The 24089-nt window shown below is 38.9% G+C and carries 20 protein-coding genes and 1 pseudogene; 14 read left to right on the top strand and 7 right to left on the bottom strand.

Annotation, left to right across the window (positions count from 1 at the left end):
• Nucleotides 1-171: 171 nt before the first annotated feature.
• A complete protein-coding gene (locus DABAL43B_RS14025; protein WP_079692955.1) occupies nt 172-1338 on the top strand; it encodes a metallophosphoesterase in 1167 nt (388 codons plus the stop codon).
• 12 nt (nt 1339-1350) lie between these two features.
• On the opposite strand, the gene DABAL43B_RS14020 is transcribed toward DABAL43B_RS14025, so the two are convergent.
• Entirely contained in the window at nt 1351-2829 is a 1479-nt protein-coding gene (locus tag DABAL43B_RS14020) for an alpha/beta hydrolase (protein ID WP_079692954.1), read from the bottom strand.
• 521 nt (nt 2830-3350) lie between these two features.
• Between DABAL43B_RS14020 and grpE the strand changes: the two genes are divergently transcribed.
• The 7 genes from grpE to DABAL43B_RS13985 all read left to right on the top strand — a co-directional run bounded on the left by grpE (nt 3351) and on the right by DABAL43B_RS13985 (nt 10970).
• The gene (grpE, locus tag DABAL43B_RS14015) at nt 3351-3965 is read left to right on the top strand and encodes a nucleotide exchange factor GrpE (protein ID WP_079692953.1); all 615 of its coding nucleotides are present in this window, start codon (nt 3351-3353) and stop codon (nt 3963-3965) included.
• Nucleotides 3966-4221: 256 nt separating this feature from the next.
• Complete coding sequence (gene dnaK, locus DABAL43B_RS14010; RefSeq protein WP_079692952.1) at nt 4222-6165, top strand: molecular chaperone DnaK; 1944 nt, start codon at nt 4222-4224, stop codon at nt 6163-6165.
• A 317-nt stretch (nt 6166-6482) separates the two neighbouring features.
• Nucleotides 6483-7025, top strand: a complete 543-nt coding sequence (locus DABAL43B_RS14005; protein WP_079692951.1) for a porin family protein — start codon at nt 6483-6485, stop codon at nt 7023-7025.
• 202 nt (nt 7026-7227) lie between these two features.
• The gene (locus DABAL43B_RS14000) at nt 7228-7800 is read left to right on the top strand and encodes a porin family protein (RefSeq protein WP_079692950.1); all 573 of its coding nucleotides are present in this window, start codon (nt 7228-7230) and stop codon (nt 7798-7800) included.
• A gap of 241 nt (nt 7801-8041) precedes the next feature.
• Nucleotides 8042-8533 carry an NfeD family protein gene (locus tag DABAL43B_RS13995; protein WP_079692949.1) on the top strand — a complete coding sequence of 164 codons (492 nt, stop codon included), beginning with the start codon at nt 8042-8044 and terminating at the stop codon, nt 8531-8533.
• Nucleotides 8534-8554: 21 nt separating this feature from the next.
• Nucleotides 8555-9415 (top strand): SPFH domain-containing protein, encoded by an 861-nt coding sequence (locus DABAL43B_RS13990; RefSeq protein ID WP_079692948.1) that lies wholly within the window; start codon nt 8555-8557, stop codon nt 9413-9415.
• Between the two features lie 172 nt (nt 9416-9587).
• The gene (locus tag DABAL43B_RS13985; RefSeq protein WP_227516702.1) at nt 9588-10970 is read left to right on the top strand and encodes an esterase-like activity of phytase family protein; all 1383 of its coding nucleotides are present in this window, start codon (nt 9588-9590) and stop codon (nt 10968-10970) included.
• A gap of 103 nt (nt 10971-11073) precedes the next feature.
• On the opposite strand, the gene hemN is transcribed toward DABAL43B_RS13985, so the two are convergent.
• Nucleotides 11074-12537: an oxygen-independent coproporphyrinogen III oxidase gene (gene hemN, locus DABAL43B_RS13980; protein WP_413771851.1), complete on the bottom strand. Its 1464-nt coding sequence runs from the start codon at nt 12535-12537 to the stop codon at nt 11074-11076.
• Nucleotides 12538-12945: 408 nt separating this feature from the next.
• Nucleotides 12946-15444 (bottom strand): penicillin acylase family protein, encoded by a 2499-nt coding sequence (locus DABAL43B_RS13975; RefSeq protein WP_079693138.1) that lies wholly within the window; start codon nt 15442-15444, stop codon nt 12946-12948.
• Between the two features lie 451 nt (nt 15445-15895).
• Between DABAL43B_RS13975 and DABAL43B_RS13970 the strand changes: the two are divergent.
• Both DABAL43B_RS13970 and DABAL43B_RS13965 read left to right on the top strand, forming a co-directional pair.
• Nucleotides 15896-16648: pseudogene (locus DABAL43B_RS13970) on the top strand (magnesium chelatase domain-containing protein); the annotation flags it as partial.
• Nucleotides 16649-16722: 74 nt separating this feature from the next.
• A complete protein-coding gene (locus tag DABAL43B_RS13965) occupies nt 16723-18618 on the top strand; it encodes a hypothetical protein (RefSeq protein WP_079692946.1) in 1896 nt (631 codons plus the stop codon).
• Nucleotides 18619-18682: 64 nt separating this feature from the next.
• On the opposite strand, the gene DABAL43B_RS13960 is transcribed toward DABAL43B_RS13965, so the two are convergent.
• Nucleotides 18683-19069, bottom strand: coding sequence for a (deoxy)nucleoside triphosphate pyrophosphohydrolase (locus DABAL43B_RS13960; RefSeq protein ID WP_079692945.1), 387 nt, complete (start codon nt 19067-19069; stop codon nt 18683-18685).
• A 23-nt stretch (nt 19070-19092) separates the two neighbouring features.
• Here DABAL43B_RS13960 and DABAL43B_RS13955 point away from each other — a divergent pair, with 23 nt between their 5' ends.
• Both DABAL43B_RS13955 and DABAL43B_RS13950 read left to right on the top strand, forming a co-directional pair.
• Nucleotides 19093-19428 carry a hypothetical protein gene (locus tag DABAL43B_RS13955; RefSeq protein WP_079692944.1) on the top strand — a complete coding sequence of 112 codons (336 nt, stop codon included), beginning with the start codon at nt 19093-19095 and terminating at the stop codon, nt 19426-19428.
• A complete protein-coding gene (locus DABAL43B_RS13950; protein WP_079692943.1) occupies nt 19406-20530 on the top strand; it encodes a hypothetical protein in 1125 nt (374 codons plus the stop codon). The genes DABAL43B_RS13955 and DABAL43B_RS13950 overlap by 23 nt, the downstream gene beginning before the upstream one ends.
• 52 nt (nt 20531-20582) lie before the next feature.
• Here the strand turns inward: DABAL43B_RS13950 and DABAL43B_RS13945 are convergent, their stop codons facing one another.
• From DABAL43B_RS13945 to DABAL43B_RS13935, 3 genes are read right to left on the bottom strand one after another with little or no spacing between them, the layout of a single operon-like run.
• Entirely contained in the window at nt 20583-21467 is an 885-nt protein-coding gene (locus tag DABAL43B_RS13945) for a hypothetical protein (RefSeq protein WP_145952540.1), read from the bottom strand.
• Between the two features lie 7 nt (nt 21468-21474).
• Nucleotides 21475-22473, bottom strand: coding sequence for a thymidylate synthase (locus DABAL43B_RS13940; RefSeq protein WP_079692941.1), 999 nt, complete (start codon nt 22471-22473; stop codon nt 21475-21477).
• A gap of 13 nt (nt 22474-22486) precedes the next feature.
• Nucleotides 22487-22792 (bottom strand): DUF4031 domain-containing protein, encoded by a 306-nt coding sequence (locus DABAL43B_RS13935; RefSeq protein WP_079692940.1) that lies wholly within the window; start codon nt 22790-22792, stop codon nt 22487-22489.
• A 491-nt stretch (nt 22793-23283) separates the two neighbouring features.
• Here DABAL43B_RS13935 and DABAL43B_RS13925 point away from each other — a divergent pair, with 491 nt between their 5' ends.
• Together DABAL43B_RS13925 and DABAL43B_RS13920 are read left to right on the top strand one after the other, a co-directional pair.
• Nucleotides 23284-23526: a hypothetical protein gene (locus DABAL43B_RS13925; protein ID WP_079692938.1), complete on the top strand. Its 243-nt coding sequence runs from the start codon at nt 23284-23286 to the stop codon at nt 23524-23526.
• Nucleotides 23526-24077: a hypothetical protein gene (locus DABAL43B_RS13920; protein ID WP_079692937.1), complete on the top strand. Its 552-nt coding sequence runs from the start codon at nt 23526-23528 to the stop codon at nt 24075-24077. The genes DABAL43B_RS13925 and DABAL43B_RS13920 overlap by 1 nt, the downstream gene beginning before the upstream one ends.
• The last annotated feature ends 12 nt before the right edge of the window (nt 24078-24089 follow it).

Below are 24089 nucleotides of genomic sequence, written 5' to 3'. Positions count from 1 at the left end.
CATATAAAAAGCCTCTACTATTATATCAATATAGTAGAGGCTTTTTATTCGTTGCTAATGGCTCTTTTATTTTCTTAACTTAATCTAAATTTCTTTAATACCATAGCGCTTTAGAAAAAAAGCGCTTTAGAAAAAAAGCGCCTTAGAATAACAGTACTCAAGGATTGGCTTATGCGTTACGCCTTTATCATTACTATTATTGCGCTGTTACAACTTTTTAGTGTCGGCGCTGCGCTCAGTTTACAGTGGTGGCTACAGCCTTGGCTCACATCGCAACCAGCATCAGCAACTATTGCGGTGTGGCTGTTAATATTTGTCATTACCAATTTTTTATTACTGTTGAGCGTCACCAAATTATTAGCTAATAGCTATCGTTGGATTAGTGGTTGGATGTTAGTCATGCATTTTATGATGCTGACGGCTTTATCTACCAGTCTATTATATGGAGGCTATTGGCTCTTAAATAGCTTGTTCGGTATTACGCTTATTGATGGAGATATGCTTACTATTGGATTACGCATTTTTGCTCTAGCTTTCTTTGTAGCGTTGTTTGTTTACGCCCTATATAGCGCTTACGTGCCGGTTATGCGTGAGTTGTCTATTCAGATTAATAAACCGCTGACTAATCCACTACGTATAGCGGTAGCCAGTGATTTACATTTAGGTCGTTTATTTGGTAGTAAGGCTATAGAGCGACTGCATACTATGGTTAACAATCATCAAGCAGATATTTTATTGATGCCAGGCGATATCATGGATGACAATACCCAAGCATTTAACACTTATCATATGGCAGATAATTTAGCAAAACTTGTGAGCAGTTTGCCATACGGTAGCTATGCAACCTTAGGTAATCACGATTTATACGGTCATGAGCAGCCGATTAGTAATTCTCTACGTGAGGCTGGCGTGCAGTTGCTAAATGATGAGGTAATATGCCTGACGCATAAAGGCGAGTCTATTTGGCTGATGGGGCGTTTTGATAATCATAAGCGTCAGCGTGTCGCAACGACTGATCTATTGGCGCAAGTTGATAGCACTAAACCGGTTATTCTGCTCGACCATAGGCCCAGTGATATCGTGGAACATAGCCAATTACCGGTTGATTTACAAGTCTCAGGACATACTCATAATGGTCAAATATTTCCCGCTAATTTTATCGTAAGCGCCATCAATCGTTTGGGCTATGGTTATGAGGTTATTGGTAACGGCCACTTCGTTGTATCCTCAGGCTACGGCTTTTGGGGCATACCGTTTCGCTTAGGGTCACGCTCTGAGGTTTGGATAATTACCTTTACTGGCAACACTGCTAGTAAAAATACTGATGAAATTATATAAACGAATCAATAGCTAGGCAGTTAACAAAGCTTGTGTCCTTATCACTTCACGGACAAATCTCGCAAAACCGTTAATGATATGCTTAGTCTCTTGCTCAAGCGCTGCATGAACGCTCATAAAATGGATAAATCCGTGTGGTGCGCCAACCACAGTATAGGTCTGAACAGCCACCCCATAGTCTTTTAATTGGCTAGCATAAGCAAACGCTTCATCACGCAAGACGTCTAATTCTGCGGCGACGATATAAGTAGGGCAAATTTGTCGATTATCACCTAGCATAGGTGAAGTAAGAACATGCTGACGCGGTAGCGGACTATTTTCTAAACAAGCAGCATCAAAAACCGCAACGTCAGCGTGGTCTAACAATAAACCCTCACCATATAATTCCCAGCTCGGATAATCAGTCTCAATATCAGTCACCGGATACAAAGGCATTTGCGCCATTGGATGTGGTAAGCGCTGCAATATATCAAAGGTTTTTTGACCATCAGCAGCCAAATCATACCAAGCATCTTTGCTCGGACTGATGATTTGTTGCGCAATCATAGTCGATAGCCCGCCACCAGCACTATCACCTGCTAGTACGATACGTGATGGCAACGCGCCAAGCGACTGACAATGCTCAACCAACCAAGCATAAGCAGCAATACAATCTCTTAATGCCGTAGGAGCGGGATGTTCAGGCGCTAAACGATAATCAACACTGACGACTGGCCAGCCAGTTTGCTCGCAAACGGCATGACAAAATTCATGGTGCGTATTGATATCACCGATACAAAACCCACCACCATGAAAGAACAATAAAACCGTCTCATTAGGATTGTGTTGTTGTGCTTTTTTAAAGCCAAAGCCAGTAGCATTAGCTCGTTTTTGATAGCAACGAAGCGTCATATCACCGTCGTCAGCATTGGCAATCGTTTTGTCTTGCCAACGGATAGAACTCTCACCTTTTTTAGCAAACGGCTTAATATTGCTAAAGAGGTTGTCACTGGCTTGTTGCCATACCTTTGGTGCTTGCATAGCTACCGCATCTGTGGCAAATCGTTTACGTAATTCGGTCATTTCTACAAGTTGTAAAGGCGTTTTAAGCTTGCTATTGACTGCAAGAATTAAGCGTAGATGGGCATCGACGTGCATGTATTGCTTAGAATTAGGACCATTTAAATAACCGACTAAACTTTCTAATACAGGCGTTGGCAAGCAGCCTATGCCTTTTATGGCATAGTGCAACAGATGCGGTTGGTAGTTTGTCATTAAATGATGACCTAGCATCTTATCCTTAATAGATAAATACTTATCATCGGTAGCTTGCAACTCAATACTTTCTATTCTAGCGCTTTCTATTTTAATATTCTCTGGCTCATCACTATCAACTTGTTGATGACAGTTTGTTTTTCCCGCGCTTTTTTCTTGACCTAAAGACGTTAGGTTCAGTGTCTTCACCGCTTTATTAAGTAAGGTGTTGACTGACAATACTGTTGAATTAGACATAACACCTCTTATAAATCATTACCAGTATCCACTGTCATAACATTGCTATTTTTAGTTATGCTATGAGTCAGTGTTTACTTTTGTTTAATTAATTATATTTACAATCATAATAAGATAATAAAAAATTAAGTTGAGCACTCTTTGGTAATAGTTTGAATGTAAATAGTAGATGATTTGGAATAAATGACGGCTTTTTGTACCTTTTGTTAGCAAAAAGGTATTTCTATGGATAATAAAGACAAACACGGTATATGGCACTTTTTTTGCACTTTAGCGAGTATTTGTCTCTATCTGCCTAGCATTTGTCAGTATTAAGAAAAATTCCTCGTATTAGGCTTGAAATTTGGCCTTGCAACCTTTATCAATCAGCTATTGCAAGATATCTATAAAAACAATGAGTGATAAAGGTTAATCAAGTAATATAAGCCTATAAGCTATTGATAAACACACTAGGGATAGCAATTAGCCAATTTTTTGTTTTATAAAGTCCATCATTATTATATCAATATTAGGGAGCTATCATGAGCGAGCAAAACACCAACCACGAATCGATTGACCAAAATATCTCACACGACAATGTTTCACACGATAACGTTGTACACGAAGAGAGTATCTTAGAAGAAACCTTGAAAGAATTTGATCCACAGAATAACTCAGGTGAAGAGAGTGTCATCGAAAACGACATTAATCTTGATACTTTTAAAGCCCGTATCGCTGAGCTAGAAGGTGAAGTTAAACAAGCTAAAGAAAGTACCGCCCGTGCCAATGCTGAAACTTATAATGCGCAAAAGCGTATTGAACAAGAGGCAGATAAGAGTAAGCGTTTTGCGCTACAGAAATTTGCCAAAGAGCTATTAGAAGTGGTCGATAACTTAGAGCGTGCGATTGAAAATGCCAATGCAGACGATCCAGTGACTGAAGGGGTGAGGTTGACGCATAAGGCGTTACTAGATGTGCTTAATAAAAATGGCGTCGAAATGGTTGACCCACAAGGCGAGAAGTTCAACGCTGATTTTCATGAAGCCGTAGGTATCGACCCAGAAGCAGAAGCGGATATGGTTGGTACGGTCTTACAAAAAGGCTATAGCTTGAATGGTCGTCTATTGCGCCCAGCGATGGTGCGTGTCGGACAGTAATTTTAAGACAATCGCATCTCTGTATCAGCATTAAATACTATAGATAATAAATAATCAGTCTTTAACGGTACTAAACCTTATTATTAGTAAGGCTTTTCACAAAAAATCACATAAAAGGGGTTTTTCATACCGTGAATGACTTGAAAAAATGCATAAGTAAACCGATATAAAGCAACAAGTGATCGAATAGGTTTATATAACCTAAGGTCTGGATGTATAAATATTTAATTTAAAAACAAATTAGGAGTAATTAATTATGGGTAAAGTCATTGGTATTGATTTAGGTACAACCAACTCATGTGTCGCAGTGATGGAAGGTGATAAAGTTAAAATCATCGAAAATGCTGAAGGTACTCGTACCACACCATCGATTGTCGCTTATAAAGATGATGAGATCCTTGTCGGTCAGTCAGCGAAGCGTCAAGCGGTTACTAACCCAAACAACACGTTATTTGCCATCAAGCGTTTGATTGGTCGTCGTTTTGATGACAAAGTCGTGCAAAAAGATATCGGTATGGTACCTTACAAAATCGCCAAAGCTGATAACGGTGATGCATGGGTCGAAATCAACGGCAAAAAACTGGCACCACCACAGGTTTCTGCTGAAATCTTGAAAAAAATGAAAAAAACAGCCGAAGACTATCTTGGTGAAGCGGTTACTGAAGCAGTTGTTACCGTACCTGCTTACTTTAATGATTCACAACGTCAAGCAACCAAAGACGCGGGTAAAATCGCTGGTCTTGATGTAAAACGTATTATTAACGAACCAACTGCCGCCGCTCTTGCTTATGGTATGGATAAAAAGAAAGGCGATACTACAGTTGCTGTTTATGACTTAGGTGGTGGTACTTTTGACGTATCAATCATCGAAATCGCTGACGTCGATGGCGAGCAGCAGTTTGAAGTACTAGCGACCAATGGTGATACTTTCCTTGGTGGTGAAGATTTTGACTCAGCGTTAATTGATTTCTTAGTAAGCGAGTTCAAAAAAGACCAAGACGTCAACCTAAAAGGTGACTCTCTTGCGATGCAGCGTCTAAAAGAAGCGGCAGAAAAAGCGAAAATTGAGCTATCAAGTGCCCAAAGCACTGAAGTGAACTTGCCATATATTACTGCTGATAGCAGTGGTCCTAAGCATTTGGTGGTTACTATCAGCCGCTCGAAACTTGAGAGCCTAACTGAAGAATTAGTACAACGTACGATGGGCCCTTGTAAGATTGCCCTTGAAGATGCAGGTCTAAAAATTGGCGATATTGATGATGTCATCTTAGTTGGTGGTCAGACTCGTATGCCATTGGTACAGCAAAAAGTACAGGAATTCTTCGGGCAAGAGCCACGTAAAGACGTGAACCCTGATGAAGCAGTAGCAGCGGGTGCGGCTATTCAAGGCGCGGTATTGTCTGGTGACAAAACTGACGTATTGCTACTTGATGTGACACCATTGACGCTTGGTATCGAAACCATGGGTGGCATCTTGACGCCAATCATTGAGAAAAACACCATGATTCCGACTAAGAAATCACAGGTATTCTCAACGGCTGAAGATAACCAGCCAGCGGTTAGCATTCAGGTTTATCAAGGCGAGCGTAAAATTGCCAACCAAAATAAACAGCTGGGTCGTTTTGATTTAACGGACATTCCACCAGCACCACGTGGTTTGCCACAAATCGAAGTCAGCTTTGACATCAACGCTGACGGTATCATGAATATCTCAGCGACTGATAAAGGTACTGGTAAAGCGCAAAGTATTCAAATTAAAGCGGATTCTGGTTTGTCGGACGAAGAAGTTGAACAAATGATTCGTGATGCTGAAGCCAACGCTGCTGAAGACGAGAAATTCGCCAATTTAGCGCAAGTACGTAACGAAGCAGATGGTCGTATCCATGCGGTACAAAAAGCGCTAAAAGATGCCGCAGATAAAGTATCTGACGATGAAAAATCATCAGTAGAAACGGCTATCTCTGAGCTTGAAGCGGCTGCGAAAGAAGATGATCATGATGACATCAAAGCCAAGCTTGAAGCATTAGACAATGCCTTCTTGCCAGTTAGCCAGAAGATTTATGCGGATGCAGGCGCTGGTGCTGAAGGTATGGATCCAAACCAGTTCCAACAAGGTGCGGATAATGCTGGCGAGAGCAACCAAGCAGACGACGATGTGGTCGATGCTGAGTTCACTGAAGTAGACGAAGATAAAAAATAATACTATTAATAAATAGTTAAGCTAAAAAACGCATCCTTCGGGGTGCGTTTTTTTTATTTTGCATGATAGTGTTTACTTAATACGTAGGGATTATTACCCAAACCAAGAGGTTGTAACAAAAGATTTCATATCTCAGTCTTTGTAACTCTAGTACTGATAAATACTTGCAAAACTTAACTTTCCTACCATTAAACACAGACAGAGTTTTTGACACGGTTTGTTACTATGTATACATCGTTAGCAGACAAGGCGATATGGCTAAAAAGCCAGTATAAATAAATAACTTGTTTGTCCAAATTGATTTTAAGGAGCTACAAATGAAAACTCTACAAAAAACTCTAATTGCACTAGCTGCTGGTTCTTTACTAACAGTAGGTGCACAAGCAGCTACCTCTTATGGTAATGGCTATACTGGTCAACCATACGTCGGTGCGAAAGTTGGTCAGTTTGACCTAGATGTTAATGGTGCTAGTGATCCAACCGCTTACGGCGTTTATGGTGGTTACAACTTCGATCCTAACTTTGGTATTGAAGCTGAGTATGTCGGTTCAGACGACGCTAACTATTATAATGGCGACATTGACGCTAAAACATATGGCGCATATGGTACCTACCGTTATCAGTTCCCAAATACTGGCTTATACGCTAAAGGTAAATTAGGTGTTGCTAAGACTAAAGTAGAAGGTAGTTATTTAAGCACTCCAATTACTAGAGTTAATTACTCTGATAGCGATACTAGTCTTGCTGGTGGTGTAGGTCTTGGTTATTCAGTAAACCCTAACTTCAGTGTTGAAGCTGAATATGACAAGCTAGGTAGTGATGCAGATCTTATGACCGTTGGTGCACAGCTAAAATTCTAATCCTTTGATTAGTCATTACTTAAATAAAAAACGATCACTTAAGGTGGTCGTTTTTTTGTAATAATTTTAATACACAACAAATGTTTTTTAGTAACAACAATATTGGTACTATATCGCCGTCATCTATAGATGAGATGGTTTTTCGGTGAAATATAGTCTATACGAAAGTTTAGTACCAACTAAAATAAATTTGGGGAATCCAATGAAAATGTTACAAACAACAGTATTAGCGTTAGCAACTGCGTCTTTATTAAGTGTCAGTGCTCAAGCAGCAGTTAACTACGCAGGGCAACCATATATCGGTGCAAAGGTTGGTCAGTATAGTCCAGATGACGTAGAAGATGATGCTGTATCCTACGGTGTTTACGGTGGTTATAAGTTCACGCCAGAGTTTGGTGTTGAAGCTGAGTATCTGACTACTAGCGACACCGATGCTTATGAAGACCGTTTTGAAAAAACAGAATATAGTGCTAATGTTCTAGGTCTTTATGCTACTTATGACTATGTATTTCCAACTACTGCGTTATATGCAAAAGGTCGTTTAGGCGTCGCTAAAAACGAAATCGATGTAGATTACAAAGATAAAGTTTTTAATACTAGTACAAGTGAAAGTTTCTCTGATACTGGTGTAGCTGGTGGTTTAGGTCTAGGTTATAACTTCAATCCTATGGTTTCTGCAGAAGTTATGTATAACTTCTACCCAACCATAGACTTAGATGACGGTGAAGATTTAGATTCTAATGGTGTTACGCTTGGTGCACATTTCAAATTCTAAAATTACTGCTGTAAATTTATAAAATAAAAAACGATCGCTTCGGCGGTCGTTTTTTTGCTTCAAGTTTTTTAGAAAAGATATCGCATTGATATTTGTATTAAGCTGAAGATAAAGACGAGTGGCTAATTTTCAAGAAATATTTTTTATAGCATTGCTTTTAAAGGTATTATTTTTAGAGCGTTTTCAGTTGAGGAAATGTGCTACATTGAAAGATAGGATTACAAGGATAGGAAATAGCGCAATGATAGAGACACTCTGGATGATAGAACCTTGGCATTGGTTGGTATTGGGCTTTTTGCTGCTGATTGTCGAGATGTTTGTTCCGACGTTTGCTAGCCTTTGGTTTGGTGCTGCCGCTATCATCGTTGCAGCGCTTTCATGGTTATTGCCTATTTCTATCTCCGTTCAAATTATTATTTGGTTGGTACTTTCCGCTATATTTCTGTTGGCATGGTTCAAGTTTGTAAAACCCTTGTCCGTTGATCGTACCGAAGCAGGACTGGGTGGCAGTGTCATCGTTGGTGAAGTCGGTATGATTATCGTGCAGCCACAACCAAATAGAGCAGGTATGGTACGCTTTAGTGTCCCTATTGTTGGGGCGGCTGAATGGATGTGCCGTACTAGAGATGAGCAAGTGGCAGTTGGTGATAGAGTTGTGGTGACGGATATCGTCGGTAACGAGCTGATCGTGAGCAGTATGAAGGCTTGGGCAGCAACGAATAAAAATACGTAAGTATAATAATAGGGATGAGTTATGGAAAGCTTTAGTATTGTAATGATAGTTTTGGTCGCACTGGTCGTATTTACAGTGTTTAAGGGTGTGCGCATTGTCCCGCAAGGTTACAAGTGGGTGGTGCAGCGATTGGGTAAATATAGCCAAACACTAGAGCCTGGCTTAAATCTTATTATTCCCTATGTTGATGATGTCGCTTATAAAGTTACGACCAAAGACATCGTGCTTGATATTCCATCACAAGAAGTAATCACGCGAGATAACGTAGTGATTATCGCTAATGCCGTCGCCTATATTAGTATCGTGCGTCCTGACAAAGCAGTCTACGGTATCGAAGATTATGAATATGGTATCCGTAATCTTGTGCAGACATCACTACGTTCAATCATCGGTGAAATGGATCTCGATAGTGCTTTATCTAGCCGTGATGAAATCAAAATGAAGCTCAAGCATGCCATCTCAGAAGATATTGCTGATTGGGGTATCACGCTAAAAACAGTAGAAATTCAAGACATTAACCCCTCGCAGACTATGCAAGCATCAATGGAAGAGCAGGCAGCAGCTGAGCGCCTACGTCGTGCGACAGTGACCCGTGCTGATGGTCAAAAGCAAGCGGCTATCCTAGAAGCAGACGGTCGTTTAGAAGCCTCACGCCGTGACGCTGAAGCGCAGGTGGTACTAGCAAAAGGCTCAGAAGAATCTATTCGTCTAATCACTGCTGCAATGGGCACGGAAGAGATGCCGATAGTTTACTTACTTGGTGAGCAGTATATTAAAGCGATTCGTAAGCTGGCTGAGTCTGATAACTCAAAAATGGTGGTATTACCAGCTGACATTCTAAGTACAGTAAAAGGCATGGTCGGTGATAAGCTTAAAGTCTAAATCACTGTACTTGAACCACATCCTATAGAATTAGCCCTTTAAAATAGTCAGTAAGCGTGTAACGCGCTGGCTATTTTTTTGACTTTAATTTGCCAAGGCTACTTTTAATAGATTTTTTAGCGTGTGATGTCACTTTTTTAATAATAAGAATACTGATACAAGGAAAACAACAATGACAATGACCAAGCAAAATGTGAATACTGAAATAATCTCAATAGAGGATTTCTCGCAAGGCAGCCCATTACCCTATACCGTACTTGATGCGACGCATATTAATGCCGCTTATCCTGAGCAAAAATTAGAGATTCGAGGTGGTGGCTATGGCTCAGACGCGGCGGCACATCCAACCAATGCTAATCAATTTTATGTGCTTACCGATCGAGGTCCCAATGCCGACTTTGATGGTATTGCCGGTAAAGGTAAGCAGTTTTTAGTGCCCGATTATACGCCGTCTATTGGGCTGTTTGAGTTGCAAGCTGACGGAAAAATTATCAAGGTAAAAGAGATAGCCCTTAAAGATAGCAATGGCAAGCCGATCTCTGGCCTACCGAATCCAAAAGCCTTTGGCGGTACCAATGAAGTACCTTATGATATTAATGGTCAACCGATGACTGTGAACCCCAGCTTACCTTTTGATGAAGTAACCAATCCTATTAAAAGTGATATCAATGGTCTAGACCCCGAAGGACTTGCCGCGCTCAAAGATGGCAGTTTTTGGATTAGTGATGAATATGGTCCACATCTCATCCACTATGACGCGGATGGGGTAGAAATAGCCCGTATCAATCCTTTTGCCAGTGATGAGCGTAATAATGTGGTTGTGAATGGTAAGCCGATTTTATTACCGGCAGAGTTTACCAAGCGCCGCGCCAATCGCGGCATGGAAGCACTAACGATTACTCCAGACCAGACTACGCTAGTGGGTATCATGGAGTCTTCGATGGACAATCCTGATAAGTCAGGGCGTCTGTCGAGTCTAGTGCGCATTGTTACTATTAACTTAATCTCAGGTCAGATAGCACAATATTTATATCGTCTTGATAATGCCGCATATGTGGCATCAGGGATAGTTGCTATCAATGAGCATGAATTTTATCTGATTGAGCACGATCGTAAATTTCCACTACAAGAGAAGGTGGCGAAAAAACTTATTTATAAAATGGATATCTCGCAAGCAACAGATATTGAAGCTGTGCTAAATGGCGAAAGTATCAAACAAGATAAGACTCTCGGCTTGACTATCAATGGACAAACGCTCGAGCAAATGATTGCAGAAAACGAAGCAAACTGGCAAACGCTAGAAGAGGTGGCTATCAAGCCTGTCAAAAAAACCTTGGTAGTCGATGTCCTAGCTACTTTAGATTATCCGCACGATAAGCTTGAAGGTTTATGGCTACGTCAAGATGGTTCATTGGGTTTACTGAATGATGACGATTTTGCCATGACAGATTCAGAGATAATCAATGTAAAAAGTACCGTTGAACAGAAGTATCTCGATAAAGAGAAAACGATAGAAGATGCCAATCGATTATATCTCGTGATGCCTACCGAGTAGATATAGATAGTTTTTATTAGATCAAAGTATTTATCGTAAGCCAAAAAAAGACCTCGCTTGAGGTCTTTTTTATTATTGGAATTTTAGTTTAGAAATTAATTAGTTAAATAGCTTTTGAAAAGCGATTTTTATGTTTCTTTTCAAGGTATTCATCGAATACCATGGCAACGTTGCGACCGAGTAGGCGACCTTTTGGCAATACTCTAATACCGGCGGCATCCATGTCAATCAAACGATCGTCTTGCATCTGACCTAATTGTTGGATTTCATCAATAAAATAAGTAATGGCATCGATACCGAATTTTTGATTGACGTCTCTAAAGTCGATATAGTCGTGACATAATAAATTCATAATCACGTATTCACGTAAGCGATCTTTGATAGAGGTTTTAATCACGTTTACCGCTGGCATCACTGCAGGATTGTCGCGCGCCGCATCGATATTTTCTTTATAAACCTCCAAATCGGTATGATTTTGTAGGATATAGCTGCTATTGGCATTGGCAATTTGACTGATTGAAGAGACGCCAAAGCCTAATAAATCACAATCACCCATGATGGTGTAACCTTGAAAATTACGATGTAACTTACCTTCGCGCTGGGCGATAGCAAGCTCATCATCAGGCTTGGCAAAATGGTCGATACCAATATACTGATAACCTGCTTCGGTTAGGGTATTGATGGTATTACCAAGCATCGTAAGCTTGGCGGCTGGAGTAGGCAAGTCCGCCTCTTTAATTTGTCGTTGAGATTTAAAGCGTTCCGGCAAATGAGCATAATTAAATACCGACAAGCGATCTGGTGACATCTCAATAATACGGCGGACGGTTTTATCTAAGGTCGTTGGCGTTTGATGCGGTAAACCATAAATCAAATCGACATTGATAGAATGAAACCCTAGCGCGCGCGCCTCTGTTAAAACATTTTCAATTAATTCTGCTGAATGTACCCGATTAACCGCAATTTGTACGGTTTCATCTAAATCTTGTACGCCCAAACTCACACGATTAAAACCTAGGTTACGTAGAACTTGTAGCGTCTCGCCGCTCAGCTCACGTGGGTCAATTTCGATAGAATAATCGCCTTGGTCTTCCGGCAAAAACTCAAACTGGGTCTGCAAGAACTCCCAAAGTTGTATCAATTCATTATCTTGTAGAAATGTGGGTGTACCACCACCGAAATGTAGCTGTTTAACCAGTGGTTTTTTGCCGTTTTCTGGTGGGCTTAATAAGCTGCGTTTGTGCTTAATCTCAGCAATTAGGTATTCTAGATAATCACCAGCATCGCTGTTCTTTTTGGTGATGATTTTATTACAAGCACAGTAATAGCAAAGGTGACGGCAAAATGGAATATGGAAATAGAGTGATAATGGCGCATGGGCTTCGCGTTCTTGAAGGATTTTTGTCTCGAGCCCTTCTGGCATTGGTGAAAATTCTAAAGCGGTTGGGTAGGAGGTATAGCGTGGCCCTGAACGATTATATTTATTAATGATGTCTTGATCGAATGCAGGTAGTTGTTTGCTGGTAATGCTGCCACGAGTGCTGGCATACGGATTGTCCATCTGCATGACAGGACGTACCGTGGTGGGCTGCTCGCTCGCATTGATGGAGGGTTGAGATGCGCTATTGATATCGAATTGTTCTGACATGCGAGATTCCTCGTTTGACTGTATAAATCGTCGTTTTTACGTGATTGGTAAACGGCTTTTTTAAGTCGGGTAATAGCTTTGTTGGTCGCTATTTTGATATAGGTTATTTGGCTCACTGCGAATGACAATAATGCATAAGTCAGCTGAGTTATTTAGCATAAATTTCAAAGCTAAGCAGGTAATGACTAGTATAACAAATCATTAACTATAGTGGCATGGACAGCGAGTTTTTGTATATACCCATAAAGTTGTATTGTTATAGGGTACAAAAAAAGACCTCAGGATTACCCTAAAGTCTTTTATATCAATATCAAGAATTACGCTAATTTATTCTCTGAGTTGAATCTTATTACCAACGGCTTGCTTGGAGATTTCCCCGGCGCTAAAGGGCAGACGAATCCATTCTTTCGCAGAATAACGGCGCGTTTGGTCACGGTGATAAGGCCGTGTTTTATCGGCTGACTGTGAGTACGCTAGTAGCGCTTCTACCACAGGTCCTTTGTCATCAAACGTGACCGTCTGCATGTAGGTTGGACCATTGATAATTGGACCGTAAGTACCATCAGCGTTTACAGTGGTTATGGTTTCAACGCTATCCCTAAAGATTTTTCTACTCTGAGATTGTGCAACATTGAAGACACCTTCACGACCTAATCCACCATGCATAGAGATTTTCTCACTACTCTTGCCAGCATCGATGACGTATTGCAAATCAGATAATGAGGCATCAAGCGCTATGTTTTTATCTTGAAAGAACTTGATGGAATCGCCTAGAGCGGTACGCGTACTCTCATTGATAATCAGACCACTAGGGGTATTAACAGGATCATTTACATTAAACTTAACACTAAAGGCATCATCAGTAGTTTCAGTAAAATCAACATTACTCCAAAACTCTCTAAAAACATGAGCACCTTGGCTATCCAAGTTGTTACGACGATCCCAGTTGCTTAAAACTGTACAGGCTGTTGTAGCATCAACAGTGCCTCCTGTAGAAATAGGCATCATTGGTTTATTTTTACAATCAGCCAGCACATCGTCAAGTACCAATTTGGCAACATAACTGCGGTTGCCATAAACGACCTCTTGCATATTTTCTAGGTTAAAGGTATTACCGCCTAAATTATCTTTATTGCTTAATCGATCTGCGATCTGAGTAAGTCCCATCCGCGAACGCATCAGTAACGGTACACCATCTACTGGATTAGGCCCTAGGAAAGGCAGTAAGCGACGGCGTAGCAAGGGTGAAAAGTCAGTTAGTGGCTGTGTAGGATTGCTAAGCCAATAGCTGTCATTTGAGTTGGCAACATAGTCATTACGAATCAAGAAGGGTAAATTTGTCCGTCCAAAGATACCCGCTTGTGGTGAATCGGCATCACTGCCCCATTCACAGTCTGCTGTACTGCCATTAAGTGCTGGCAAATCTGCTGCAATCAATCCGCCAAGGACTAGACCGGCACTACAAGCTTCTAGTTTTTGCTTGGTTACATGTGGAACGGTTGAGATATCGGCATACAGTGCCTTACCGTAACGGTCAGTAGCGATGGTATTGACGAAGCCCAGACCGACTATATCTTGCATTCTATCTACTAAATCTTCAACACTAGTAGCTTTATTCATACTGCGCCATTGATTGAGTGCGCGTGGGTTCTCAGAGGCTGCATCACGAATCGTAAAAGCTAGATTATAAGTGCCCCAAGCTGGCAGGGCACCACTAACCTTATCGACTGCTAGCATAGGACCATATTGTGATAGATAGATAGGTCGAACCAGTGTTTGATCATTTGGTAGTTTAATAGTAATAGGAACCGATTCGATATCACGCTGCTCAAACACACCAGCGCTATTTTTATAGTTATACTTCATCGGGTCGCCATTGACCAGATTGAGCTGATAAAGGGTAAAACGCTTGGCAGTAGAAACGGTATGACTCCAAGCAACGTCTTTGTTAAAGCCAATGTTAATGAAGGGTTGACCTTGTTGAGCCGCCCCCATAACATCAAGCTCGCCTGGCAGAGTTAAGTGAAACTCATAAAAGCGCTGTACGCCTTCCCATGGTTCATGCGGATTGCCATACATGACACCACTACTAGTACCGGTTACTTCACTACCGAATGCATACGCGTTACTACCGCCATCCATCGCGTTGATAGTGCTCATATCAAATGCAGGTGCTGAGTCTACGACGGGATCTGAAGCCTCAACACTACGCATTCTAGAGCTACCCATTACGCCGTTTGCTGCAGGCGGCGCTGCGGCAACGATTGGACCGACAAAGTTAGATAAGCCACCACGCAAATTGGCTTTGCCATAAACTATCAATAAATCATCAATGGTGATCTCACGTACCCACTTAGCGTTAGCACAAGCAGGGTCAATTTTTGCAACCCCTTTATCACGCAGATAACGACTATAACCGGCGGCATAGCCTGTTACGGCATCTATTACTTCAGGATCTTGCGCCGCTAAAAACTCAGCTCGCCTAGCTGGAGAGTTATACCAAGTATAGAAAACATCGCTTGCCATATTACCTTCAGTACCTAGATATAGCATACTCTCACCGCTAGCCACCACTAGCTCACGGGCGAGTGAGCAGATATTATCTTCGGCAAAAGCATAACCGACGCCATAACCCAGCCCTTTGTAATCTTTAGCGGTGATATGCGGGATACCAAACTCAGTGCGCTGGATATCTGCCGCATACGTGTTGTCATCTATATTGCTACTAAAACTGTCATTATCCGAACAACCAGACAATCCCAATGAGACTGCCGCCGTCAATAGCGTAAGTGTGTACACACGCCGATTAAGCATTTTGATGCTCATAAGCTTACCCATCCATGGTTAATTACTATGTTATAAAGCGATAGCAAAAAATTGCTACCCAGCTTTAAATGATCAATAAATTCCTTTTATTGTGCATGCTTTTTTGATTGCTCATACTTGCTAGTTGTTAAGTTTTCCAATTATTTTACTGTCCTAGCTAGCAGTAAAAGTGAGAAGGTTTAAATAAAAACTGTAAACATTTGATGAATAAGAAGAATCAAAAAGCATTCATCCATCATATAACAATTCCAAACATCTATGTTAGTGAATGTATTAGCTTAATTAATCAATCATATTTTCTTTAAATATAGGCAACATAGCGCGTTTGTAAGTCTAAAATATAAGGTAGAAATAAGATTGTCTTTAATAAATTCAAAAATAAAAAACACAACATTTGCACACTTAATAATAATACTCTATTATCGATAAACCTCTATATTAGGAAGGGCTCATGTCATTTGCTCAAGTCTATACCCGCTCAGTCGTCGGACTCCATGCACCCAAGGTGATTATTGAGGTGCATCTGTCACAAGGATTGCCAGCATTGACCATTGTTGGTTTACCTGAAGCGGCGGTACGTGAGAGTAAGGATAGAGTACGCTCAGCGATTCTTAATTCTGGTTTTCAATTCCCTAATCGACGTTTGACAATTAATTTAGCACCCGCAGATCTGCCTAAAGACGGGGCTCGTCTTGATTTACCTATTGCCATCGGTATTTTGGCAGCCAGTGATCAATTGGATCCAGAAGTGCTATCAGGATTTGAGTTCATCGGTGAGTTGGCGCTCAATGGCGAGCTGCGGCAAGTAACGGGGAGCTTAGCAGTCGCACGGGCAATGAAAGCTGAGTTATTAGCGTTAAAAATATTGCCAGTATCAGAGAGTGATGAGCCAGAGCTCAATGAAGGTCAGCCGTTATCGCCATCCAAACCGCAGCTAATAGTACCGATAGATAACGGGGCGGAGGCCAGCCGTGTTGATGGAATAATAGTATTGGCGGCGGCAAACTTAAAGGCCGTCTGTAATCACTTGCAGTCATTGACAGATGCTAGCCTTTTAGATGAGCGTCTAGAGGTGGTGCAGCCCAGTCCAGCACAGCAGCATATTGGCTATCAAGTGGATTTGGCTGATGTTAAAGGACAACATCATGCTCGGCGTGCCTTAGAGATAGCCGCAGCTGGTGGTCATTCGTTATTGTTTACAGGTGTAATAGTTCCAAATTAATGGCAAAAAATCTAAATTGATGGCACAATAATATCATTGATAAATATGAGAACTATATGAGCCATTTTTTTACTAAAGACAGTTCTAGAGAAAAATATAAAAATTCCTTCGACATTAGCAACTACATAAAGCCTCATTCTCAGGTTGATTATGATACAGATGCTAATTCTGAACCTGACCGTAATTATACGGTAAATCATTTTAATAAGAATTTTGAATATGTGGTCGTTTGGTATGACAAGGATTTTATTGCACCTACTAATGCAAGCTCAAGCTCCAACAGCAACGGAACAGTTACCTATGTAGATGTTTTATTCGCTAATTTAACAGAGCCTAAGTATATTAAAAAAGAAAATGGAGAAGAAGCTACTAGCTATTTAAAGTTAAGAATTCATATCAACCACATACATAAATTACCTTTCGGTAGTATTTGGAAGAATGGTAAGTCAGAAGAGCGCTTTGTTCTTAATTCCTATGAAGTTGAAGTCAAAAATAATTATAATATTCACTCTTTTTCAAAAGCATATTTTGATATGAGAGTTGGAGCAGAAATAGACCTTAAAGAAAATCCTACATCTGAGGAAACTATCAAAAGAAGCCAACTAATAAATGAAATGCCATTCGATAGTACAAAATACTTTGAAAAAATAAATGGCTATGATAAAAATCAATTAATAAATATTGAAGATGGTGAACATAAAATTATCGTTCACCCTTTATCTTTATTTATTACCCATTATGGGTATTCCATGGATATAAAACGTATTATTAGTAGATATAATTTGGATACTATAGAGAAAAAACTGATTCCAAGAAACAAACAGATCGAAGAAAAAATGAAGGCCGAGGGAGTTGATGAATATGTTGTATTACCTCCAAAATTCACTCAAAGAGACGCAGTATTTCTACATCAATTAAAATATAACTTAGACGTATGGAAAAAAGTTGAGAAAATACACAACAATATTCAAGAAGCTAAAGATAATAAAAAAAGAAACGTTCGAATTGATTTTTGGCATCAACCTTTGACCTTACATATTAAGGGTATCCCTATCGGGGATAAAATATTATGCGCAAATATTATCGGTATCAGTGAACCTAAACTTGATCCTATTAACCTTGTTCTTCAACCAAAAAGACGACTTAGCACTGATGAATCTATAGAGAGTCAAGATTTTTTGACAGTAAGGCAGTACATACCACCAGATAATATTGAAGATCTAGATTTTACTCACAACCCTGTAAATAATCTAACGACTTTAATATTACTCGAACGATTGGAGAGAATTGGTGATCTAGTCATAATCAACAAACTAACAAACGGTATAGTTTCTAAACCTATTGATGATAGCACACGCTTTGTAAAAGAAGAGATGCCAGAGGAACTAGGTGTAGGAGAGAAAATTGGGAGAGGATCAACAGGTTTAGCCAAGGGACTTTTTGATGTAAAAGAAGACGATCAATCTCGCTTTAATAAAACTTGGAATCATGCTAAAGAGTACTCGAAACAAAATCATGGAACCGCACGCTGGTTTACTTTTGGTCAGGGTCTTCAAGAGCAGGACGATTTCTATGTGATGTCGTTAGCCAAGTTACACTCTACTGCTCATGATTTATACTGGCCTGAGTATGTTTTAGTAATAGAATTGCAAATTGCGGAAAATAAGTATTATATTTTAGAGTTTGGAGAAGTAAAGTTAAAGAAGAAAAATGACTCAAAAAGCAATGGAACAAGAGTAAAAGGTTTTAATGGCATCGCTTATAAAACTGACAATGATGAAGATTTTTTCAGTAAGGACGGTAAGCTAGTTGAATTGATAGCAAAAGTTGTAAGTTTAAACGGAACTCTAAACTCTGAATTTACTAACTTTTACAATGGGAAGTTAGCTTTGTTTAAGCATCCTAACTCGATTAACAGTAATTGGGTCAGAAACGGTATAGATAACTTATAACACACTTAAAATCTAATCAATTCAAATATAAAAATTAGTATTATTATCGACAACGCGATTATATTCAGAGTAACCTAATAATAGGTATATCTGCTTCTGCCCAGTCTAGCTCATGAAGTTCCTGCTTTGTAAGCCACGATAGGTTATTATGTTCTACTTTTTTTATAGATTCTTTTTCATAAATGCTGCATCTATAAAAAGTGATATGAACCTTAAAGTCTGGGTACTGATGTTCTATTTTTTTTAATATTGATACTATTTCAATATGTGCATCTAGCTCTTCTAATATCTCACGGTGGAGTGCTTGTTCGTGAGTCTCGTTAGACTCAACTTTACCACCCGGAAATTCAAATTTATACGATAGATATTCGAACTTACTTCTTTTCCTTTGTGCGCATAGATATTTATCGTCGTGCTTTATTACTGCGGCAACAACACTAATCACACTCATAACAGCCTCTTACTGGAAAAAAGATGATCATTTCATATCAATCAAGAGAACTAAGAGATAGCTCAATAGACGACTTTCTTAGTTTCTATCAGCTTACAGAAGAAGCTAGAGAAAAGCTAAAGTTTATCTTGACGACCTTAGCAGCAGGGGACACTCTACAAGATATACCCGCTCAAAATGACTTCTATTTTGAAAAAGATACTTTGCAAGTCAATTTGACTAGTGATATTGTAGCTCAATTTTCTATAGCCAATAAGTCACACTTGGGTAAAAGTGCAAGTTACGACTGGAAAACAGTTAGTAGGCTAAAGCTCGAATACATAGGAGAAAATAGCAATGATACACGATTTTCAGCCTAATTGGGTTTACCACCCTTCTCAAACCATACTAAAATTTCTGGAAGGAAGTAATGTTGACCCATCTTGTCTGAGTGGCAGTTTTCTTAAGAAGCTAAACAATCAACAGATAGATATCGATTCCGATACAGCTACTTACCTAGCTCGACTTATAGGTGGGAGTGAAGATTTTTGGTTAAATATACAAAACAACTATGAGAAGAGTATTAGAAGATTTCAAGAGAGCAATATCGATAGCAATTTTGAAGATTACTATACACTTGTTCAAGAGATGAAAAAAAGATCGTGGTTACCAAGTTCAGATTATAAATACCTTGATCAATTGAACTTAAAAAGTTTTTTTGGTATTTCAGACTTGAGTCCATTAAACGAAGAAAGTATATACAAGAATTTCTTAGGATCAAGGTATAAAAGAATTGGAAGCTATGAATTTTCAACATTGAACATTGCAGCATTTATGCGTATGGCAGAGTTAGAGTTTAAGAAGCAACATATCCTAAACGATTTCAATAAGTCTCTTTTTATAGAAAAATTACAAGAAATTAAAACCTTATCTAGAAAAAGAGGGTTAAGGAATTTTAAGAAAGATTTACTAGAAATTTGTATTGAATGCGGTGTAGCCGTAGTGTTCTTAAGCACTTTGGATAAATGCCCTATAAGGGGCGTATCAAAGTTCATAGAGGGCAAAGGAATGATTGTTATTACTAACAAATACAATCAAGACCACCTTTTTTGGCAGACTTTTTTTCATGAGGCTGCACATCTAATTTTACACCAAGATGAAATGACACATTACGATTTTGGTGAACCTAAAGATAATGAACAGCATGATGAGTGCGAAAAGGAAGCTGATGAATTTATGGTTTCACAGTTAATCTACCCTTTCACCTTAAAAGAGATTGAACAAAAAGTTGATTTTAAATTAGTACGTAGAGACAAACGTTCTAGCTTTGCAAATTTGTGTAGGGTCGCTAACGAAGTTGATCTGTCACCAAGCCTACTTATAGGAGTATTGAAATCTTCTCAAAAAATAGATTACAGGTATTTTAATGATAGACATAGGCCTATATTCGATAACTCCTCTATACCAGAGGTACTTAGCTAAACCTTGGCATATTATGTAAATAACAGGTGATAAAGGGTAGGGTTTAAATTGACTACCCTTTATAAGTATAAAATACATTAGGTGATTTTTGCCAGTTGCATAATGCGTCTTCCATCTCTTGATAGCCAATTTCGAGGTGATCTGCTAGACCCATAGCGTAGCTATCTAATTGCTTATCTGAGAAACTACCAAAGATAAGTTTAGCCCCGTCTTTAGGACCAGTTGACCCAACGATATGGCAGTTATCAGCTTCAACGTTAACCAAACCAGTCTTAGATAGCATAGACAAATAGTCAAATGTCGATAATCGCCCAAAGCTATGTATATTGCGTCGAATTACTGGGAAAAGCATTCTAAAATGTTCTTTAGGATCTTCTAAACTGTTATTTATGAACAGGTTATAATGACCACCATTAACTTTAACAAAGTTTATGTAATCTTCAAGCACTCTAGGTATATCTCTTAAAGTCTTAAACTTCGCATGATTACCAAATTTTGGTTTGTTTTGTGAGTTGATAAGATTATCTGCTAACCTAGGAAGTATTTGAGTATTATTACTAGCAACTTCCCACGTCAATTTTTCATCTACACCTGAGTATAGTTGCCTCAAGAAATTCCAATTTGATTGGTAATTCTCTGCTGTATAGACTAACAAAAAAGTCAACCAACATGCTTCATCATAATTTCTGTCTTTTAGGTATAAAATTGCTCTTACTGGGTCAAAAATGGTGTCTTGAGGGTCTAACCTTCGGGTATCAATATCTCTGTTTGAAACAGCATTGAAGTATTTAACCCGCTTCATGCTTTCGATAATTTGCATAGCTAAAACCTCATATGAAATTCTAGAAAGCCCGCAAGAAAGCCCTTCGTTTGTAAGGTATTCGGTAATGTCATTAGCTAATATGACTGAATAATCGATTCTTTCTTGATATTTCATAAACGCCCTACTTAAAGTTTTTTCTGTTAATTTCATTAATTTTTTTATCTAGAAAATAGAGTATAGGGTCACTTCTACATAAATCTCTAAGCTCTTTTAATTCGCTTTGTCTACCTTGCTTAGCGTATGAATAAGACAATAGAATTATAGCTATCTCTTGCCAAAATATATCTTTAATGCTGTGGATATCAAAGTCGTCCTGTAAAGACTGTGTTCTCAGCTTTTCTTCTAATTCTTTAATGATATTAAAATCATTCTCTAAATAAGAAGGGTTTATGGGTTCCATCTCAGCTTTGTTTTGCCATCCTTCAATATATAAAAAATTATCAACTGTAGTTTTATCCTCATGATAGATATGTAGACTTCCAACGAAGTGTGTATAGATGCCTAGTTCTAACGCTTCATTATCTTTCGCTAACTCTGCCCACATGAGTTCTTGGATAAGGGTAAAACTAAATAAGTCATGTATTAGACCCTTAGTAGCATCATTAGATCTCATTATTGTAGTCAAGTGGAGAGCATTATCTCTGACGAAGAACTGTAGTGAACAGGTACAAGGAATGTCTCTAGAGTCGTCCCTAAAAAGATCTTCTTTATCATATATCGATATTACCGCTCTTCGTGTTTCAGGCTTTCGTTTGAGAAGATCTTTAATCGCTTTAAATTGATTCTTTATACCAAACATTCTAGAACCATACGCACCCAAAACAGGGGCGTTTTCACCTTGTTTATAGTCGATAAAATCTCGGTAGTTTGATATGTAATACTCTATGAACTCAATACTATCACTTCCGTTCACGTACCAAAAAAACTCGCCTATACAGCTGATCAGTTTGCTTCTAGATTCTGAGATACTTAGTCTTGCTCTGGGGTTAGTTAAAATAAGTTGAACATTTCTAATTTCATTGTTTCCCCCTTTTGAAGACTCTACCTCATCTCCGCAATTTACGATTTGAGAGAAAGTTGAGTTCAATAGATCATCCAACGAATCTTCTTTAATAATCATCTTAACACCTTACTTAAAATAAGCTCATTTGATTCGTATTCAGGGTTAAAGAGCGATTGTATTCAAGCTCAGCTTTTAACTTTTTTGCACATTCAATTATTTTTTTTCTATTTGATGGTAAAGCTCCTCTACTGATAGCTATTTCTCTGGTTCTGACAGTAATATCATAATGAGGATAACTGGCATTTTTATGAAACCATCGTTTGTCTACATTAATAAGCAAAGCAAAGTCATGCAGCTCATCAAGACTGTCGGCCAGCAAGTGACACCACTTATCTTGCCTAAAACTTATATTTGCAAAATCTACGTAGACAGCCATTAGTTTGCTCCTGTCAAATAAGGTTAGAATATACTTTAAAAAATAACTAGACTATAGTACTTTAATTATTATGTCACTAAAATAGGAAAAGGTACTGAAATTAAGTTTTTCTGTGGTAATGGGTTGACCCATGCTGCATGTGGGATTTCATAAACTATAAAAGTACTCTAACAACTTATGAGATTAGAATGAACAATTATATAGCTGTTTTCCTAGTATTCCCCATGCTAGCAATCCCACTTGTGGCTTTCTGGCTGTGTTTGAAACCTAAATGGTTACAGTCTACTAACTTTCTGCCAAGTAATAGAATATTATTTGCTTTAGTTGCGACTATATCTTGGGTTATATCTATCCTGATAATCATCATAGCGTATGACTGGGAGCATCAAACAACTGTGTCAGAGCAACTGGTAGCTGGTCTAGGCTGTCTCATATTTAGCTTTGGGTTCATACTAATGTTCAAAGAAAAGCTAATTACGGAAAAGTAAGCTATGCGTAAAATCGACGAAAAATTCTTAAAATTATCAATAATATTTACTTTTTTTGCCTTAATCGGATACTTTGCGTTGAGCTTTATTGCTGAAAACCATATTTCTAATACAACTGGTAGTGTTGGTATTAATCAAGCGCCTTTAGTTGTTATTGATACATTACAAGGATACTGGTTGTTTGGCTACCTGCTTTTATTAGGGGTATTAGTTTTGCATTGGACAATTAAGCGAGTAACGAGCTGATGAGTAAGCGAGAGTTGAAGGCTCTTCAAAGGAGGTTCAATAACAAACTAGATAAAGAGGGAATCACGGTAGATTTTTATAATCGTCATGAAGCTTTGAAACCTACACTAGATGAAATAGGCCGAGCGCTTGCAGAGAAGCACAATACTGCTAATGAAAAAGATTATGAATGGATGAAGTGGCTTATTGTTATCGCTTCTGGAGTATTCTCAGTCATAGTGTCTCAAATTACTAGAATGTCCCCAGCACTTGACAGTTCCCTGCTGTTCATACAGAGTAATCAGTTATTTCTATTCAAAGTAGCCATTATCGCTAATGCCTTGGGTATTATCTTTGGAGCTGTTTATTTGTATGCCGATATAAGAAGTGAAAGAGATTTAGCTGATAAACTAAGTATTCAACGTTTATACTTACTTTTAGAAGGAGCTAATAGGTACGAGTCCATTATTCCTTCTAGCAACTTTCGCATATTCTCATATTGTAAAAGAGCTAGTCTACTTTGCTTTTTAGCATCTATTGGAGCTTGGATTGTATTTATTTGGCTAATGTAATACGTTTTAAAA

This window comes from Psychrobacter sp. DAB_AL43B, from assembly GCF_900168255.1.
Taxonomy (GTDB): Bacteria; Pseudomonadota; Gammaproteobacteria; order Pseudomonadales; family Moraxellaceae; genus Psychrobacter.
This window is presented reverse-complemented; position numbering and strand designations above follow the sequence as displayed.